This is a genomic window from Rhodobacterales bacterium HKCCA1288 (assembly GCA_015693905.1).
Taxonomy (GTDB): domain Bacteria; phylum Pseudomonadota; class Alphaproteobacteria; order Rhodobacterales; family Rhodobacteraceae; genus M30B80.
This window is the reverse complement of sequence record CP065161.1, coordinates 1,677,704-1,694,899: the sequence shown is the minus strand read 5'-3', so window position 1 is coordinate 1,694,899 and position 17,196 is coordinate 1,677,704. Positions and strand designations below refer to the sequence as shown.

Sequence of the window (17,196 nt, the reverse complement as noted above, 5' to 3'; positions counted from 1 at the left end):
TATAGGATTTCTCACATGAGCCTATCAGGCGCGCCTGCCCTGTGCAAATCCCAGCCGCGCTGGTTGCGCGGGGCGCAGAATTCGCTTATGGCACAGGCCATGATTTACCCAATATTAATCCATCCTGATCCTCGTCTGAAAAAGGTCGCACAAGATGTGCCCGACCTCTCGGATGAGTTGCGCGCTCTTGCAGATGATATGCTCAAGACGATGTATCACGCGCCCGGTATTGGTCTGGCTGCGCCACAGATTGGGATTGATCAGCGCGTGATCGTGATGGATTGCGTCAAAGAGGAAGGGGCAACACCCCGCCCGACCGCGATGTTCAACCCCAAGATCGTGGAATCCTCGGATGAAAAAAACATCCACGAGGAAGGCTGTTTGTCGATCCCAGATGTTTATGCTGATGTCGAGCGTCCGCGCGATGTGACCGTGGAATGGTTGGATCGCGATGGCGTTTTGCAGCGCGAGACATTTACGGGGCTATGGGCCACTTGCGTGCAGCATGAGATTGACCACCTCGATGGGGTTCTCTTTATCGATTATCTCAAGCCCTTGAAGCGGCAATTGATTACTCGAAAGATGCAAAAGCTTAAGCGCGACATCGCGCGCGATAAGGTGTAGATTTGCGTATTGTTTTCATGGGCTCGCCCGAATTTTCTTGTGCGCCTTTGCGCGCCTTGATTGCGGCGGGGCATGAGATTGCTGCGGTCTATTGTCAGCCCCCCCGTCCCGCAGGGCGCGGCAAAAAACCCCGCGCGACCCCTGTTCAGGCTTTGGCCGAAGATCTGCACGTGCCGGTGCGCCATCCCGAAACCTTGCGCAATGCCGAGGCACAGGCCGAATTCACGGCATGGGCTGCCGATATTGCCGTGGTTGTGGCTTATGGTTTGATCTTGCCTCAGGCGGTGCTTGACGCGCCGCGCTTGGGCTGTGTGAATATCCATGCTTCGCTTTTGCCGCGTTGGCGTGGCGCGGCCCCTATTCATCGCGCGATTATGGCGGGGGATGATGAGACAGGCATTTCCATTATGCAAATGGAAGCGGGGCTTGATACGGGGCCAGTTTTATTGACCCGCACCCTGCCAATCGGCGCGGAGGATACCACCGCCGCACTGCATGATCGTCTTTCGCAGCTTGGCGCTGAGGCGATTGTTGCCGCGCTTGCCGATTTTGACAGTCTCACCCCTGTTCCGCAGCCGCAAGAGGGCGTGACCTATGCCGAAAAGATCGACAAGGCCGAGGCTGCCATAGACTGGTCGAATGATGCCGCAGAGATTGACCGCCAAATTCGCGGCCTTTCACCCTTGCCTGGTGCATGGACAACGCATTCGGGGCGGCGGTTAAAATTCCTTGCCTGCCGAAGGGCGCAGGCGCGGCCCGATGGGGCTGTGGCAGGGTCGGTCATTGATGGCCTGACAATCGCGTGCGGCAGGGGCGCGATTGAGATCACCGAACTGCAACCCGAGGGCAAGCCGCGCATGGCCGCTGCCGATTTCTTGCGTGGCACAGACCTGCCTGCAGGGACAATTTTGGGCTTGTGATTATTTGAAGGGGGCCATGCCCGCACGGGCCAAGGCATCCGCGCGTTCGTTCTCGGGATGGCCTGCATGGCCCTTGACCCATGTCCACGTTACCTGATGGCGCGCTGCCGCCTCATCCAAACGCCGCCAAAGGTCTTCGTTTTTGACAGGCTTTTTTGTGGCGGTGCGCCAATTATTGCGTTTCCAACTGCGCAGCCATTCGGTGATGCCGCCTTTGACATAGGCGCTGTCTGTCACCACAGTGATCGTGCTTGGACGCTCCAGCGCCTCAAGCGCGTTAATCGCGGCTAAAAGCTCCATTCGATTATTGGTGGTGTCTGCTTCACCGCCTTTGAGCTCGCGTTCCTTGACAACGGTATGGCCAGCCTTGGCCTGCAGCAGCGCACCCCATCCACCAGGGCCAGGGTTGCCTGAACAGGCCCCATCCGTATAGGCGAATAGCTCAGGCATAGAGCACGCCCAGTGTTAGGCACAAAATGACAAGGCTGCTCAAAAGCCCGCGCAATCGCAGCCACCAGTTCGGTGCAAGGCCCGCACGCATCGCCCATGCATCAAGGGGCAAAAGCGCCAAGAAGCCCATGATCAGGATGGGCAAAGCCTGATGGGTTGGGCCAAATCCAAGGAAAAACGCCACCAATGCGGGGATCGTGGATGCCGCAAAGCCATATCCCATCATCTGCGGTGATGGCGCATGCACAGCAAAGCCCCATATGACCCCCGCCATAAAACACAGGATCACGATCCCATAATTGCGCAGCAGTATATCGGGTGCGAAATTCGGCAGAAGCCAGTCGCCAAGGGGAGCGGCGGAAGGGACGATCAAGCACAGCGCGGCGTAGGCAAAGGGCAAAACCCCCGCCAAGCCTAAATATAATGCCGCCTTTGGTATGTGATCCCTGCTGCTCATATCTCAGCTTGTCCCGCATCTTTGCGCAGCGCGCAAGCGCATTTGGGCCATCTATGGCTGAGCATTCGATTGCCAGTGGCGGGCATCGCGCAGCTTTTGGAATTCTTTGAAACTTTGAACAAACCCATTGTTCCATCGGCACCGCTGTCTCTAATCTGACCCTATCTGCCGAACGCTTATGCGGCGGCGTGATGGGTTCAAAATCGGAGAGGGCGCTCTGCGCCCAAGAAGGGGAAAGATATGTTTGCAGAATTCAAAAGCTTCATTGCCCGTGGCAATGTTATGGATATGGCTGTGGGGATTATCATCGGGGCAGCCTTTACCGCGATTGTAACGTCACTCGTGGGCGACTTGATCAATCCATTGATCGCTATCTTCACGGGCGGGATTGATTTCTCAGGTTGGTTCTACGCCTTAGACGGAAATGACTATGCCTCGCTTGCCGTGGCGCTCGAAGCAGGCGCGCCTGTTTTTGCGATTGGGAAATTTGTGATGGCGGTCATCAATTTCTTGATCGTAGCTTTTGTGGTTTTCATGCTGGTGCGTTTGGTCAACCGCATCAAATCTATGACAGAAGCAGAGAAGGAAGAAGCCGCTTCAGCCCCCGCAGGCCCAAGCGAATTGGACATTCTGATTGAAATCCGTGATGCTCTGGCCAAGAAGTAAGCACGAATAAAACATGCGTCCCCGTCACCATGGCGGGGCGCAAGCCGTTTTAGCGAGAGATGATATGGGTTTTGAGTTGGACATCACGGATCGCAAAATCTTGGAAGTTTTGCAAAAGAACGGCCGCATCACCAATGCGGAGCTATCCGAACAGGTGAATTTGTCCGCCTCGTCCTGTCATCGGCGGATCGCGCGCTTGGAGCAGGAGGGAATCATCCGAGATTATGTCGCCTTGGTGGATCACCGTGCGATTGGTCGGATGACAACCGTCTTTGTGGAAATTAGCCTGTCAGGACAGGCGGACGAGGTTTTGCAGGCCTTCGAGCAGGCTGTGAAGCGGGTGCCAGATGTGTTGGAATGCCATCTTATGGCAGGCAGCGCGGATTATCTTCTAAAGGTGGTGGCACGCGACAGCGAAGATTTCGCCCGCGTGCATCGCGAATATCTGGCCCGTTTGCCGGGGGTTTCGAAGATGCAATCCAGCTTTGCTCTGAAAAACGTATTTTCAACAACTGCCTTGCCGATTTAGCCGAGGAAATAACCCACGCCGTATAGCGTTGCCATGCCCGCAAAGACAGCTGCAATGGCATTTTTGCGCCAGACCCCCACGCTCAAGGCCACGATTGCCGCACTCAATCGGGGGGCATCTAGCGCGCCGCCTGTCGCTTGCGGCCATAGCACCAAGGGCGTGATCAATGCGGGCAGGATCGCCACGGGCGTATAGCGCAAATGGCGCAAGACCCATTCTGGCAGATCGCGGTTGCCCAAAATCCCCAAAAAAGACAGCCGCACAAGATAAGTGCCGCAGCCAAGCGCAGCGATGATCAGCCAGACCGTGGTTTCGGAATAGGCGCTCATGTCAGCTTCGCCTTTGCAAGGCTCATGCGCCGTTCCACCTCTGCGCCAACGATCATGGCGGAGATCCCTGCGACCATCAACCAAAGGTTATAGGGCATCCAATTTAGCAAGACCGCCATAACCACCGAGGTCATTGCCGCCGCGATATGCGCAAGTGTGCGCAAGGCGGGGGCCACCAATGCAAGAAAGGTAATCGGAACTGCGAAATCGAGTGCAAATTCAGGTGGTATGGTTGCTCCTAAGACTGCGCCTGCATAGGTCGCGCCATACCACAGGGGGCAGATCGGGGTCGCGAGTCCGAAGAAATAGACCACTTTCCATCTGACCGAGCGTTCAGGCTGTGCCTCATAGGTTTGCATGGCCATTGCATAGGTTTGGTCGACCAACATGTAGGATAACAGCGCGCGCTGCCATAAAGGCGCGGCCCCTAAATGTGGGGTGATCGAGGCTGAATACATCGCCATGCGCAGATTAACAGCCAAAGCAGAGGCCAAAACCACGAGGACGGGTGCATTTTCCGTCATCAGCTGCAGCGCGGTGAATTGGGCTGAGCCCGCAATGACAAGGAAAGAAAATCCCATGACTTGCGACAGGGGCAGACCCGCTTCTGTGCCAAGAACCCCAAATAAAAGACCAAATGGCAGGAGCACCAACAGGAACGGCAATCCACCAATGATCCCAGAGAGATAGGCCGAGTCTGAAGGGGTTTTGCGCATCTTGCACCATTGTCGTTTCTGCTCATGCGATCTAGCCTTGATGGGCGAAGGATGCAATCTGCGCGGATGGATAAGGGCAAAGCAATGATCTGTGGCGTGATCTTGGCAGGCGGGGAAGCGCGCCGTATGGGCGGGCAAGACAAGGGACGGCTGCTGCTGCGGGGACAAAGCCTCTATGCGCATGTTATTGCGCGCGCGCGCCCGCAGGTGGATCATTTGATCCTCTCCGCCAATGGCGACCCCGCGCTTTATGCGGATCTTGGACTTGATGTGGTTGCTGATGGCGCATTCGCCGCGATGGGGCCACTTGGCGGCGTTTTGGCGGCCTTGCGCGCAGCCAAGATGCTTGGGGCGCAGCGGGTGATGAGCTTTGCCTCGGACAGCCCGTTTTTTCCAAGCGATATCGTGGCGCACTTATGCGCCGCACAAGGGCATGACGCATTGGTTTTTGCTGAGGATCAAAGCGGGGGCATACATCCAACATTTGCGCTTTGGGATGTGGATTTGGCCGATCCATTGGCAGCAGAATTGCGGGGGGGTGGCCGCAAAATGCGCGAAGTCATGGCGCGATTGGGCGGGGTTTCTGCCCCTCTCAATGCACCTGAACAGGCGTTCTTCAACATCAACACAAAGGCTGATTTGGAACAGGCCGCTGAGATGGCCTTATGAGCGCGGGACGCTTTGATCATATTGTGGTGGTCGATTGGTCGGCACGAGCCACCCCAAGCCCCAAAGCCCCCACGAAGGACGCGATTTTCATTGCTCATTCGGCGCATGGTGCAACGCCACAGGTGAGCTATTATCGCACGCGCGCTGATGCGATGGCCGCGCTTGAGCAGGTGATGACAGACACCCTTATGCGGGATGAACGTATCTTGGCGACCTTTGACTTTTCCTTCGCCTATCCTGCGGGCTTTGCACAGCATCTGACAGGCAAGGCCGATGCGCTATCGGTTTGGCCGCTTTTTGCGCAGATGGTTAAGGATGGGCCAGACAATGCGAATAATCGGTTCGATGTGGCCCGCGCGCTTAATCGCCGTTTTCCAGGGGTTGGCCCCTTTTGGTGCGTGCCCAAAACACAGGCCTGCCCTGATCTGCCCGCGCGCGACCTGCGCCACGGACATCATCTGCCAGAACGGCGCAAAGTTGAATTGGCCTATGGCAAAATGCAGCCGGGGTGGAAGCTTTACACCACGGGATCTGTGGGATCACAGGCGATCCTTGGGATCGCAAGATTGCAGTCCTTGCGCGGGCGGTTTGGGTCGGCGCTTGCCGTGGCACCTTATGACGGGATCGAGCGGCCTATTGTTTTGGCAGAATGTTGGCCTTCGTTGATGGCGAAAGAGATCGCACATTATGCTTTGGCGGGCGAAATCCCAGATGCCGCACAAGTGCGGGTGATTGCCGCGGGTTTGGCCGCTTTGGCCCCTGATGATCTTGCAAAAATGCTTGTCGATGGTGATGCCGAGGAGGGCGGTGTTTTGGGTGCGGGGCATGAGGCACTGTTGCGCTCTGCGATCCATGCGGCCTTGGGGCCTTAGTCAAAAATCCCAGTCACACGCCCGAGCAACATAAAGGCCCGCGCGCTGCGGGTGGCACTGAGTTTGACAATATCTTCATCGGTTGCAGCCTGCTCGAACTGACAGAAAACGCGATCAAATTCGCGCAAATACTGATGAACAGCTTCGCGGAAGGCTGTGTCTTGCCGCATCCGGCCAGTGGAAAGCGCGATGGAAGACCGATCTCGAATACCGCCAAGCGATGCAATCGCGCGGCCCCGCTCGCCTTTCGCGAATTTGCGCCAAATCTCAGGGCGGGCGCGGTCTGGATTGAGATCATCCATGAAAATCCCGTCTTGCGAGAGCAGGGTCAACACATCTTGTGCAGCGCGGATCAAAGGACGGGTTGCAGGGTCTTCTAGGGCCGCGCGAAGGGCGCGAAAGCCCTCCTTGTCCTGATCATTATTCGGGAAATGGAGCGCACGAATAAAGTCAGCGGGCGTGACCGGATGGTTCAAGGCGGGCTCGGCTGCGATAAGCGATAAATCCGATTGTGGCCGATCTGGGGCAGGGGGCGGGCTTAGGGGCACAGCCGCCCGCAGGTCAGGGTCTTGCAGGCGCAAAGATGTAAAACTTGCGAGCTTGGTATCGGTGGCCAATTGTGCCTCTGCCAAAGCCTCTATGCGGTTTTGTGTCTCTCGCAAATCAGCAGGCACAGCCCCGCCGTGAAGCGCGTCCTCAATATTGTTGAGCCTCAGGCGCAGATCTTGGGCCTGAAGACGCAGGCTTTGCGTGATGCGCAGGAGGCTTAGAACAATCCATAACAAAACAAGCGGCAAGATTGCCCCAACCGCAACCATGAGCCCGCTCAGCATCTCGGCCATATTCGGGGTGTCACCGCCAAAGCCCAACGCCGTGAGGCTGAGTGCCCCAATCCAAAGCAAGGCCAAGGCCAGCGCGATGCCTTCGCGCAGTCCAAAGGACATCGCGCCATCGGCGCACTGAAGAAAACCAACCGCACGGCCTACCCAAATCTGCTTGTCCCGCGTGAAGCGATGCGCAAGCGTCAATCTGGGGTGAGGCAATGCTGCGGGGATCATCACACGTAGGTCACCTTCGTGATCTCGTAATCCTTGCTGCCACCGGGCGTTTTGACCTCTACGCTATCGCCTTCATCTTTACCGATCAAAGCGCGGGCCAAGGGCGATTTGATATTGAGCAAACCTTTTTCGATATCGGCCTCAGATTCGCCGACAATCTGGTAGGTTTTTTCTTCCTCGGTATCCTCATCAATCAACACAACCGTGGCGCCGAATTTAATCGGGCCAGACAGGGTCTTGGGGTCGATGACCTGTGCAAGGCCCAAAATCCCCTCTAATTCCTTGATGCGACCTTCGATGAAGGACTGTTTTTCGCGGGCCGAGTGATATTCGGCATTCTCCGACAAATCCCCATGCTCGCGCGCTTCAGCAATCGCCTTGATGACAGAAGGGCGCTCAACACTACGCAGATGCTTCAGCTCGGCATCAAGGGCGCTATACCCTGTCGGGGTCATCGGTATTTTTTCCATTGGAACTCGGGGCCTCAAACTTAGGTCTTGGAATGGTCAATCGTCTTAAAATGAGCAGTCTGACCCCAGACGTTAGGGGCTCTTTGCCCCAGTTTCAACGGGCAAGACGCAGAACGCCACACGCGGTGCAAGAAAATGACCCAAACGCCACGCAGGCTTAGTAGGTCACTGCATTTTCGCTTGGCGGTTCAGGCGGGCCATCTGCGCCGCAGGCGGCCAAAGTTCCACCCAAAGTCAGGGCCAATAGCCCCAGCTTAATCCATGATGCAAAAGAGCGCCCCATCACGCCAACCTTTCTTTCCATCGTGCAATTTGCAGGCGCACCTGATCGGGTGCGGTGCCGCCGTAGGATTGACGCGAGGCAACCGAGTTGTGAACCCCCAAAACATCAAACACGGCCGCAGTGATGTTGGATTGCACTGTTTGCATATCCGCAAGGCTGAGATCAGGTAAATCACAGCCCCGATCTTCGGCCATTTTGACAAGCGCGCCTGTTACATGATGCGCTTCACGGAATGGCAGACCCAATTCGCGCACCAACCAATCGGCGAGATCAGTTGCGGTTGAAAAGCCAGATGCGGCGGCGCGCTCTAGTGCGTCTTTATTGGCGCTCATGTCGCCGAGCATCCCCGCCATTGCGGCCATTGCGATCATGAGGTTGTCGGCGGCATCAAAGACTTGCTCCTTGTCTTCCTGCATATCCTTGGAATAGGCCAAGGGCAGACCTTTCATGACCGTCATCAAGGCCACATTCGCCCCCATGATCCGCCCGATTTTGGCGCGGATCAATTCCGCCGCATCAGGGTTTTTCTTTTGCGGCATGATGGAGGAGCCTGTTGAAAACCGATCCGACAGGGTCACAAAGCGGAATTGTGCCGAAGACCAGATCACCAATTCTTCAGCCAATCGCGACAGATGCATCGCGCAAATGGAGGCCGCCCCGAGATAGTCTAGGGCGAAATCGCGGTCTGAAACGGCATCCAAGGAATTCGCCATAGGCCGATCGAAACCTAGGGCTTCTGCAGTCATGTGGCGGTCAATTGGAAAAGATGTGCCTGCAAGGGCGGCCGCACCAAGCGGGCATTCATTCATCCGCGCGCGCGCATCTTGAAAACGCGATAAATCGCGGGCGAACATCTCGACATAGGCCATCATGTGATGCCCCCATGTTACGGGCTGCGCGGTTTGAAGATGGGTAAAGCCAGGCATCACCCAATCAGCGCCCGCTTCGGCCTGCGCCAATGCCGCGCGGATCAAGGCCTGCAGCCCCTCAATGGCCGCATCCATTTGATCCCGCACCCATAGGCGAAAATCGGTGGCGACCTGATCATTGCGTGACCGCGCCGTATGGAGACGTCCTGCGGGCTCACCAATCAGGGTTTTAAGCCGCGCTTCGATATTCATGTGAATATCCTCAAGGGCGGTGGAAAATTCGAATGTGCCGCTCTCAATTTCTGACAAGATCGTGAGCAGGCCTTCCCTGATCGTCTCGGCATCTTTACTGCTTATGATGCCTTGGGCGGCGAGCATTGCAGCATGGGCGCGTGAGCCAGTGACATCTTGCGCGCTGAGCCTTTGGTCAAAGCCGATAGATGCGTTAATCGCCTCCATCAAAGCATCTGGCCCTGCGGCGAAGCGACCGCCCCACATTGCGTTTGAAGATTTCTGTGCCATGTTCTGTTTTATCCGCCGATCAAAGAAAGGATGCCGCTAGGATGCTCTCGCGCCGTATCATTGCTCTGCTCTACATTGCCTTGGGTTTCTGTGCAAATGCCGCCTTTGCGCAAGATCTTTCGCAGCTGCCCCGTGATGGGGATATGCGCGGTCTGGTGATCGCCTCAGAGCCTGTGCCTGTGTCGGATTTGCCTTTTGTTGATGAGGATGAAGTTGAAGGGCGCTTGAGCGATTATCGCGGGAAATATGTGGTTCTCAATTTTTGGGCCACGTGGTGCGCGCCCTGCCGTGAAGAAATGCCAAGCCTAGAGGCATTGCAACGTCAGTTTGGCTCAGATCAGTTTGAAGTGGTCACGCTCGCCACGGGGCGCAATTCCCCGCAGGCGATCCGCAGGTTTTTTGAGGAAATTGGCGTAGAACATCTCCCGATGTATCGTGACATCAACCAACAGATTGCGCGCGAAATGTCGGTGATGGGCTTGCCGATTACGCTGGTGATTGATCCCGAAGGACGCGAGATTGCGCGGCTGATGGGGGATGCCCATTGGGACAGCCCCGAGGCATTTGCCTTTTTCGAGGCACTTTTGGCGGAAGCAATCTAGGCTAAAAGCCGTCCGTCTTTGTGGCCTGAAATTGTAGCAGTGATGATCTGACCTGTTTCTTGCGCCTCATTGAGGCTGACTTCAGTGAAGTCTTCGGTGCGGCCAAGATGGGGATTTTCCATCAAAATCTGATGGGTTTTGCCAATCTCGCCCGATAAATGTTGGGCGAGGGCCCGATCCCCAGCGGCGCGCAATCGTGCCGCGCGGTCTTTGATGGTGGCGCTTTGCAATTGTGGCATCCGTGCCGCTGGCGTGCCTTGGCGCGGTGAGAACGGAAACACATGGAGCCATGTTAGCCCGCACTCCTCAACCAATTTGAGGGAATTTTCGAAATGTGTTTCGGTTTCTGTCGGGAAACCTGCAATGATATCTGCGCCAAATTTGATCTCAGGCCGCAGGCGGCGCGCCTCCTCGCAAAAGGCAATGGCATCTTCGCGCGCATGGCGGCGCTTCATACGCTTGAGGATCAAATTATCGCCATGTTGAAGGCTCAGATGCAGATGAGGCATCAGGCGGGGTTCGTTGGCGATGGCCTCCATCAACATCGGATCAGCTTCGATGGAGTCGATAGAGGAAATCCGCAGGCGCGCCAGATCAGGAACAAGTTTCAAGATACGCATGACCAAATCGCCCAAATGGGGGGCTTGCGGGAGATCCGCCCCCCATGAGGTCAGATCAACCCCCGTGAGCACCACCTCTAAATAGCCGCGGTCGACCAAGCGTTTGATTTGATCCACTACCACACCCGCAGGCACGGAGCGTGAATTACCGCGCCCAAATGGGATGATGCAAAAGGTGCAGCGATGATCACAGCCATTTTGAACCTGCACATAGGCGCGCGCGCGGGTGCCAAAGCCGTCAATCAGATGCTCGGCTGTTTCGCGCACGGACATGATGTCATCGACCATGACCTTTTCGGTTTGGCCGATGAAATCAGGGCCGCTGAGTTTGGCCCATGTTGCAGGTTCCATCTTTTCGCGATTGCCAATGATGAGGTCAACTTCGCCCATTGCGGCAAAGGTTTCGGGCTCGGTCTGTGCTGCGCAGCCCGTCACCACGATCCGCGCGCTTGGATTGTCGCGCTTCACCTTGCGGATTTCTTGGCGCGCTTTGCGCACGGCCTCGGCCGTTACGGCGCAGGTGTTAATGATCACCGCATCCCTGAGGCCCGCTGCGGTGGCCATATCGGTCATCGCTTCGGTTTCATAGGCATTGAGCCGACACCCAAGCGTTCGAAATTCAGGTGGCTTTGTCATGGGTTTTGTAGGCGACTTATGAAATCTGCGGTCAATTCAGCGGTGAACACATGGGCCGTTGGCCCTGTCATCCAAACGCCATCCTCGCGCCACTCAATCCAAATATCACCCCCATCAAGGGTCAGTTTCACTGCACGACCTGTCAGGCCCCGCCGCGCCGCGGCAACCGCCACCGCACAAGAGGATGATCCTGAGGCAAGCGTGATGCCCGTTCCCCGTTCCCAGACCCGCATCCTCAGATGATCTGGCCCGATGAGTGAGGCGAATTGCACATTGGTGCGCGCAGGGAACAGCGGATGATGTTCCACTTCGGGGCCGCGGGCAGCCAAATCCACCGCTTCGGCATCGTCCACAAAGAAACTGCAATGAGGGTTACCCATGCCTGTCCCAACAGGATCCCCGTCTAGGGGCAGATGCAGCGTGTCCATCGCCGTGGCTAAAGGGATATCTTGCCACTCCAACAGCGGGGCCCCCATATTCACAGCGGTCAGGCCGTTGCCGCGATCCTGCGCAACCAGAATCCCGCGTTCTGTGCGCAGGCGGATCTGATTAAGGCCCTGTGCCGCCATTTCATAGGCAGCGATGCAGCGTGTGGCATTGCCACAGGTTGCAGAGAGGGATCCATCGGCATTGTAAAAGGTCAGTGCTAAATCCGCCTCGTTATCGTTTTGGATCAAGGCCAATTGGTCAAACCCCACCCCACGATGACGATCTGCAAGCGCGCGCGCCAAATCAGCGGTCACGGTGACCTCGCGCTTGCGCGCGTCCATGACGACAAAATCATTGCCAAGCCCGTGCATTTTCATGAAGGGCAGGCCGATATATGTGTGCGGCTCAGACATGGATGCGCCTATAGCGCAAGCGCGCGGTGAATGGGACTCGAATCTTTGTGCGGATTAGTAGCGGCGGGTCAAACGCAGCATGACCATATCCATTCCAGGGTTGCGATCATTTAGGCCACCGTTTGAGATATGGCTGAACGCGAATGAAAGCGCAGCGCTGTCGGTGATATTGGTGCCAATCCCAAGGGTGCTGCGAAAATGCATATGGCCCCCCAAATCAACGTCACCCTCTTTGTAATATCCAGGCATAAAGCTGGCCTCGATGAAATTTTGACCGCTGATCTGATATTCCGCAGAGACGCCAAACCCCACAAACCCGTTGTGATTGTTATCGGCCAAAACTGAAGTAGCCCAACCTGCGGTAAAGCGATCACCCTCGGCTAACGCGCCTGTCCAATGATACTCGGCCACAATGCCTGAGCCTCTGTTCGTGCCGTCACGCGTCAGCCCGATCACAGAACTATCCGCTAGGGCCGATCCAGGCAGACCAAGGCCACAGGCGAGTAATGAAATGAGGTGCCGTTTCATATCTGCCCCTAGATTATTATGTTATTTATTTATGATAAATAAACGCATTTTTCAAAAGAAAAGAGCGAGCCGAAGCCCGCTCTTTCCCAAGCAAGTAATCCGTGAGGATTAGAAGCTCATGTTCAGACCCAAGTCCCACTTCGTGTCGTCGCCTGCGGAGCCTACACCGCCAGCGAGGCTCAAGCCGCCGCCGAGGTTCATGCTTGCGCCCAAGCCGTAAGCGGCTTCGACTGCAGTGTCGTTGTCGGCGTAAACAGCAGTGATGGTGGTTGCATCGTCAAGCGCGAACGAAGCAGACAGGCCGAAGCTGTCGGTTTCAGTGTTGCTGCCGTCATCGTCAAATACGCTGTAGTATGCAGTCAGACCAACACCGTTTACGTTTGTGCTTGCCTGAATTGCAGTTGTTGTGTCGGTGTCGGCTGCGCCGTTGCGATCGTTTGCAACACCCAAGGACAATGCAACTGTGCCTACGTCAAAGCTGAGGCGTGCAGATGTGTCTTCGTTCACAGAGCTGTAACCAACCAAGATGCTCAGACCGTTTACCGAGTATGCCCAGTTTACGTCTGCGGAACCGATTGCTTTGTTGAGTTCTGCAACGTCATCAATGCCGATGCCCTGATGACCCGCGTCAGCGATACCCATGCCATCGGTTGCTGGGTCAACGCTGCCCATGGTGAGCGTGCCGAAAGAGCCAGAAACGAATGCAGTTGCGTCTTCGGCTGGGCCAGTCGCTGTGCCAGTTTCGCCGTTAACCTGGTTATCAACACCGACTTTAGCGCCGAATGTCCAACCATTGTCTGCAGTGCCGGAGCCAACGATGTTGAAGTCTAGTTCAACGTCATTAACGGTCTGGTCATTCGCGTGGGTCAGACCCATGGAAGCAGAGCCAGTCAAAGTGATGTCTGCAGATGCAACGCCTGCGGTTGCAATCAAAGCAGTAGTAGCGAAGAGAACCTTTTTCATGGTTTTTCCCTCGTAATTGATTTCTAAGGTGCACCTCAAGACGGGGAAGTCCGAATTGAGTATGGCTTTCTCTCTCGCATCAAGCCGCGCATTGCAACGAAGCCGTGACAGACATCTTCATCTTGGGCCAACTCTGATGCACAGATGCCACAGTGTGTTATTTAGGTCTAATTTGACGATAATATCAAAGTCCTTGCCGCAATGGCGGGGCTAAGTTACCAAGAGGCACGCAACGGGCGCAGTCATTTGCCCCCCGCGTTGCACGCAGTGCGCAATATGGACGAAAGGGCAAAGTCACATGGCATTTTCGAGCTTTGGCAAAGCTATCTTGGTTGTTGCGACCGCACTGGCGCTTGCGTCTTGCGGGCGGTTGGGTGGCAGCTTGGGCGGGTCTGAGGCCGCCGAAGAACAGCGCGCCGCGCTAGACGCACAAGAGCCACAGCGCGAAACCATCTGGGATTTGTTCCAGAACGTGGATGACCCGAATGTCACCGTTGAAGTCAATCGATACATCTGGAACGCCACGCTTGAAGTGTTGGACTTCTTGCCGATTGAATCAGCTGATCCATTCTCAGGCGTGATTGATTTTGGCTATGGCACGCCACCAGGCGGCGGCACAGCCTATCGCGCAACCGTCTATGTCAGTGACCCCGCATTGGATGCGCGTGCGCTGCGCGTTGCATTGGCCACGCGCGGTGGCCCTGTCAGCCGCGAAACCACGCGTCAGATCGAAGATGCGATCTTGACCCGCGCCCGCCAATTGCGCATCCGCGACTCGGGCCTGTAATCAGGCGGCGAATTCACGCCATACCCCTAGACCTCTTCAAGCGGGCGGCTTAAACACGCGCCCGACTATACCCGTTTGGCCCGAAAGCCCCATGTTTCAGGAGTTCGCAATGTCGCGCTACGATCCGTCCCAGATTGAAGAGAAATGGCAGCAGGCATGGGATGCGGCCGCAATCTTTCAGGCCAAGCGCGATCCTGCGCGTGAAAAATACTATGTGCTTGAGATGTTCCCTTACCCATCGGGGCGCATCCATATCGGCCATGTGCGCAATTACACGATGGGTGATGTGATCGCACGCTTCAAATCCTCCACTGGATTTAACGTGCTGCATCCTATGGGGTGGGATGCCTTTGGGATGCCTGCCGAAAATGCCGCAATGGAAAATGGCGGCCACCCTGCCGATTGGACATATCAAAACATCGATACAATGCGCGGCCAGATGAAACCCTTGGGCCTGTCGATTGATTGGGATCGGGAATTTGCCACCTGTGACCCTGAATATTACGGACAGCAACAAGCGCTGTTTCTTGATATGCTAGAGCAGGGTTTGGTCTACCGAAAAAACGCGGTGGTGAATTGGGATCCGGTCGATATGACGGTTCTTGCCAATGAACAGGTCATCGATGGCAAAGGCTGGCGTTCGGGTGCTGACGTAGAACGGCGCGAGTTGACGCAATGGTTCTTTAAAATCTCCGACATGGCCGATGATTTGCTTGGCGCGCTGGATGGTTTAGACGATTGGCCCGAAAAAGTGCGCCTGATGCAAGCGAATTGGATCGGCAAATCCCGCGGGCTGCAATTTGGCTTTGAGCTGACCGCACCTGCGCATGGTCACAGCACGATTGATGTTTACACCACCCGCCCTGATACGCTGATGGGGGCCAGTTTTGTGGGTATCTCCCCCGATCATCCCTTGGCCAAAGCACTCGAAGCAGAAAACGCCGAGATTGCGGCATTCTGCCAAGACTGCCGCAAAGGTGGAACAACTGCCGAAGCCTTGGAAAAGGCCGAGAAAAAGGGCCGCGATACGGGCCTGCGTGTACGCCACCCGCTTGATCCGTCTTGGGAATTGCCCGTTTGGATCGCGAATTTTATTTTGATGGATTATGGCACGGGCGCAATTTTCGGCTGCCCTGCCCATGACCAGCGCGATTTTGAATTTGCGCGCAAGTTCGATCTGCCGATCACCCCTGTTTTTGTGGCCGAGGGCGCGGAAGAAGCCCACTTGGCCGAAGCCTTCGTGCCAACCAAAGCCGAGCGTGTGCGCTATATTCGCGGCTTTGCAGGCGAGGCAGTGCAAACAGGTGACACCGCAGTGGATGCCGCAATTGATCTCGCTGAGGCGAGGGGTTGGGGCCAAGGCGTAACCAAGTTCCGACTGCGCGACTGGGGTTTGAGCCGCCAACGTTATTGGGGCTGTCCAATCCCTGTGGTGCATTGTGCCACCTGCGGGGTTGTTCCAGAGAAAAAGGAAAACCTGCCCATCGAACTGCCGCGCGATGTCAGTTTCGACATTCCAGGCAACCCGCTGGATCGTCACCCGACTTGGCGCGATTGCGCCTGCCCTAGCTGCGGTGCGCCTGCGCAGCGTGAAACCGACACGATGGACACATTCGTGGACAGCTCGTGGTATTACGCCCGCTTCACCGCGCCGCGCGCGGCAACGCCCACCGATGCCGCCGAGGCCGAATATTGGATGAATGTAGATCAATATATCGGCGGGATTGAGCACGCGATTTTGCACCTTCTTTATTCGCGCTTCTTCGCGCGTGCGATGCAAAAGACGGGGCATTTGCCCGCAAAATGCGCCGAGCCGTTCAACGCACTGTTCACGCAGGGGATGGTGACGCATGCAATTTACAAAATAAAGCGTGTGCAGGGTGACTTAAAGGAGCCTGGCGCTAAATTGCGTAGCGAATATCTTTATCCAGAAGAGGTAATCCTGTTCAACGATTCCGGAAAGGAACGAGCAGTAGAACGGAAATTTGCTGAAGACCTAGGGTTGTCCGATAGCCTACCGGAAGCACACAGGATTGCCGTAAAGAACGGCCGCGAGGTTGAGATCATCCCTTCCGCCAAAATGTCGAAATCGAAACGCAACGTGGTCGATCCTGTGGCGATCATAGCCCAATATGGCGCCGATACCGCGCGGTGGTTCGTCCTCTCTGACAGCCCGCCCGAGCGTGATGTGGAATGGACGGCTGCGGGGGCCGAAGCCGCATTTAAACATTTGGGCCGTGTCTGGGCCTTGAGCGAAAAAATCGCGGATATGCCGAAAGATGCGGCAGGCTCAGGCGATCAAGACCTACTGCGCGCCATGCATCGCGCCATTGTTGATGTGACAAACGGCATTGAAAGCTTTGGCTTTAATGCGGCGATCGCCAAACTTTATGCCTTTACCAACACTTTGGCGAAATCGAACGCCTCGGCCGCCGCACAGCGTGAGGCGATCCTGACCTTGGCGCAGCTCATGTCACCAATGACCCCACATTTGGCCGAAGAAATTTGGGCGCGTCAGGGCGGGTCTGGTTTGGTAGCTACCGCACCGTGGCCCAAAGCCGATGAGGCGATGTTGGTGTCCGATACCGTCACCTTACCCATCCAGATCAACGGCAAACGCCGCTCGGAACTGACTGTTGCGAAAGATATGCCGCAACAAGAGGTTGAAAAATTGGTTCTGGCGGATGAGGCTGTGGCGAAGGCGCTTGAAGGTCGCGCGCCCCGCAAGCTGATTGTTGTGCCAGGGCGGATTATGAATGTCGTTATTTAAGGCAATGTAACCCG

Annotated in this window: 20 protein-coding genes; 9 read left to right on the top strand and 11 right to left on the bottom strand. The window is 56.1% G+C overall.

Features of this window, described 5'->3' with window-relative positions:
• The first annotated feature begins 99 nt into the window (after nt 1-99).
• Entirely contained in the window at nt 100-624 is a 525-nt protein-coding gene (locus I3V23_08330) for a peptide deformylase (protein QPI86759.1), read from the top strand.
• A gap of 2 nt (nt 625-626) precedes the next feature.
• The gene (locus I3V23_08325) at nt 627-1,544 is read left to right on the top strand and encodes a methionyl-tRNA formyltransferase (protein ID QPI84602.1); all 918 of its coding nucleotides are present in this window, start codon (nt 627-629) and stop codon (nt 1,542-1,544) included.
• On the opposite strand, the gene rnhA is transcribed toward I3V23_08325, so the two are convergent.
• Nucleotides 1,545-1,994, bottom strand: a complete 450-nt coding sequence (gene rnhA / locus I3V23_08320) for a ribonuclease HI (protein QPI84601.1) — start codon at nt 1,992-1,994, stop codon at nt 1,545-1,547.
• Nucleotides 1,987-2,451 (bottom strand): DUF3429 domain-containing protein, encoded by a 465-nt coding sequence (locus I3V23_08315; protein QPI84600.1) that lies wholly within the window; start codon nt 2,449-2,451, stop codon nt 1,987-1,989. The genes rnhA and I3V23_08315 overlap by 8 nt, the downstream gene beginning before the upstream one ends.
• A gap of 240 nt (nt 2,452-2,691) precedes the next feature.
• Here I3V23_08315 and mscL point away from each other — a divergent pair, with 240 nt between their 5' ends.
• Together mscL and I3V23_08305 are read left to right on the top strand one after the other, a co-directional pair.
• On the top strand, nt 2,692-3,117 hold the full coding sequence (mscL, locus tag I3V23_08310; GenBank protein QPI84599.1) for a large conductance mechanosensitive channel protein MscL: 426 nt from the start codon (nt 2,692-2,694) through the stop codon (nt 3,115-3,117).
• A gap of 64 nt (nt 3,118-3,181) precedes the next feature.
• Nucleotides 3,182-3,646 (top strand): Lrp/AsnC family transcriptional regulator, encoded by a 465-nt coding sequence (locus I3V23_08305; GenBank protein ID QPI84598.1) that lies wholly within the window; start codon nt 3,182-3,184, stop codon nt 3,644-3,646.
• Here the strand turns inward: I3V23_08305 and I3V23_08300 are convergent.
• Both I3V23_08300 and I3V23_08295 read right to left on the bottom strand, forming a co-directional pair.
• Nucleotides 3,643-3,975: an AzlD domain-containing protein gene (locus tag I3V23_08300; protein ID QPI84597.1), complete on the bottom strand. Its 333-nt coding sequence runs from the start codon at nt 3,973-3,975 to the stop codon at nt 3,643-3,645. The two genes, I3V23_08305 and I3V23_08300, sit on opposite strands and share 4 nt — an antisense overlap.
• Nucleotides 3,972-4,691 (bottom strand): AzlC family ABC transporter permease, encoded by a 720-nt coding sequence (locus I3V23_08295; GenBank protein QPI84596.1) that lies wholly within the window; start codon nt 4,689-4,691, stop codon nt 3,972-3,974. The genes I3V23_08300 and I3V23_08295 overlap by 4 nt, the downstream gene beginning before the upstream one ends.
• A gap of 84 nt (nt 4,692-4,775) precedes the next feature.
• On the opposite strand from I3V23_08295, the gene mobA reads away from it, so the two are divergent.
• Together mobA and I3V23_08285 are read left to right on the top strand one after the other, a co-directional pair.
• Nucleotides 4,776-5,360, top strand: coding sequence for a molybdenum cofactor guanylyltransferase (gene mobA / locus I3V23_08290; GenBank protein ID QPI86758.1), 585 nt, complete (start codon nt 4,776-4,778; stop codon nt 5,358-5,360).
• Nucleotides 5,357-6,232 carry a molybdopterin guanine dinucleotide synthesis gene (locus I3V23_08285; protein ID QPI84595.1) on the top strand — a complete coding sequence of 292 codons (876 nt, stop codon included), beginning with the start codon at nt 5,357-5,359 and terminating at the stop codon, nt 6,230-6,232. Before mobA ends, I3V23_08285 begins: the two co-directional genes overlap by 4 nt.
• On the opposite strand, the gene I3V23_08280 is transcribed toward I3V23_08285, so the two are convergent.
• The 3 genes from I3V23_08280 to argH all read right to left on the bottom strand — a co-directional run bounded on the left by I3V23_08280 (nt 6,229) and on the right by argH (nt 9,434).
• Complete coding sequence (locus I3V23_08280) at nt 6,229-7,290, bottom strand: hypothetical protein (GenBank protein ID QPI84594.1); 1,062 nt, start codon at nt 7,288-7,290, stop codon at nt 6,229-6,231. The genes I3V23_08285 and I3V23_08280 overlap by 4 nt on opposite strands.
• Complete coding sequence (gene greA / locus I3V23_08275; GenBank protein QPI84593.1) at nt 7,290-7,760, bottom strand: transcription elongation factor GreA; 471 nt, start codon at nt 7,758-7,760, stop codon at nt 7,290-7,292. The genes I3V23_08280 and greA overlap by 1 nt, the downstream gene beginning before the upstream one ends.
• 282 nt (nt 7,761-8,042) lie before the next feature.
• The gene (argH, locus tag I3V23_08270; GenBank protein ID QPI84592.1) at nt 8,043-9,434 is read right to left on the bottom strand and encodes an argininosuccinate lyase; all 1,392 of its coding nucleotides are present in this window, start codon (nt 9,432-9,434) and stop codon (nt 8,043-8,045) included.
• A 41-nt stretch (nt 9,435-9,475) separates the two neighbouring features.
• Here argH and I3V23_08265 point away from each other — a divergent pair, with 41 nt between their 5' ends.
• The gene (locus I3V23_08265; protein QPI84591.1) at nt 9,476-10,036 is read left to right on the top strand and encodes a TlpA family protein disulfide reductase; all 561 of its coding nucleotides are present in this window, start codon (nt 9,476-9,478) and stop codon (nt 10,034-10,036) included.
• Here the strand turns inward: I3V23_08265 and mtaB are convergent.
• From mtaB to I3V23_08245, 4 genes are all read right to left on the bottom strand, one after another.
• Complete coding sequence (mtaB, locus tag I3V23_08260) at nt 10,033-11,292, bottom strand: tRNA (N(6)-L-threonylcarbamoyladenosine(37)-C(2))-methylthiotransferase MtaB (protein ID QPI84590.1); 1,260 nt, start codon at nt 11,290-11,292, stop codon at nt 10,033-10,035. The two genes, I3V23_08265 and mtaB, sit on opposite strands and share 4 nt — an antisense overlap.
• On the bottom strand, nt 11,289-12,134 hold the full coding sequence (locus tag I3V23_08255; protein ID QPI84589.1) for a diaminopimelate epimerase: 846 nt from the start codon (nt 12,132-12,134) through the stop codon (nt 11,289-11,291). The genes mtaB and I3V23_08255 overlap by 4 nt, the downstream gene beginning before the upstream one ends.
• Nucleotides 12,135-12,188: 54 nt before the next feature.
• Nucleotides 12,189-12,662 carry an acyloxyacyl hydrolase gene (locus I3V23_08250; protein ID QPI84588.1) on the bottom strand — a complete coding sequence of 158 codons (474 nt, stop codon included), beginning with the start codon at nt 12,660-12,662 and terminating at the stop codon, nt 12,189-12,191.
• A gap of 108 nt (nt 12,663-12,770) precedes the next feature.
• Entirely contained in the window at nt 12,771-13,625 is an 855-nt protein-coding gene (locus tag I3V23_08245) for a porin (GenBank protein ID QPI84587.1), read from the bottom strand.
• 298 nt (nt 13,626-13,923) lie between these two features.
• Between I3V23_08245 and I3V23_08240 the strand changes: the two genes are divergently transcribed.
• Both I3V23_08240 and I3V23_08235 read left to right on the top strand, forming a co-directional pair.
• Nucleotides 13,924-14,412, top strand: a complete 489-nt coding sequence (locus I3V23_08240; protein ID QPI84586.1) for a DUF3576 domain-containing protein — start codon at nt 13,924-13,926, stop codon at nt 14,410-14,412.
• Nucleotides 14,413-14,521: 109 nt separating this feature from the next.
• Nucleotides 14,522-17,182 (top strand): leucine--tRNA ligase, encoded by a 2,661-nt coding sequence (locus I3V23_08235; protein ID QPI84585.1) that lies wholly within the window; start codon nt 14,522-14,524, stop codon nt 17,180-17,182.
• Nucleotides 17,183-17,196: the final 14 nt, after the last annotated feature.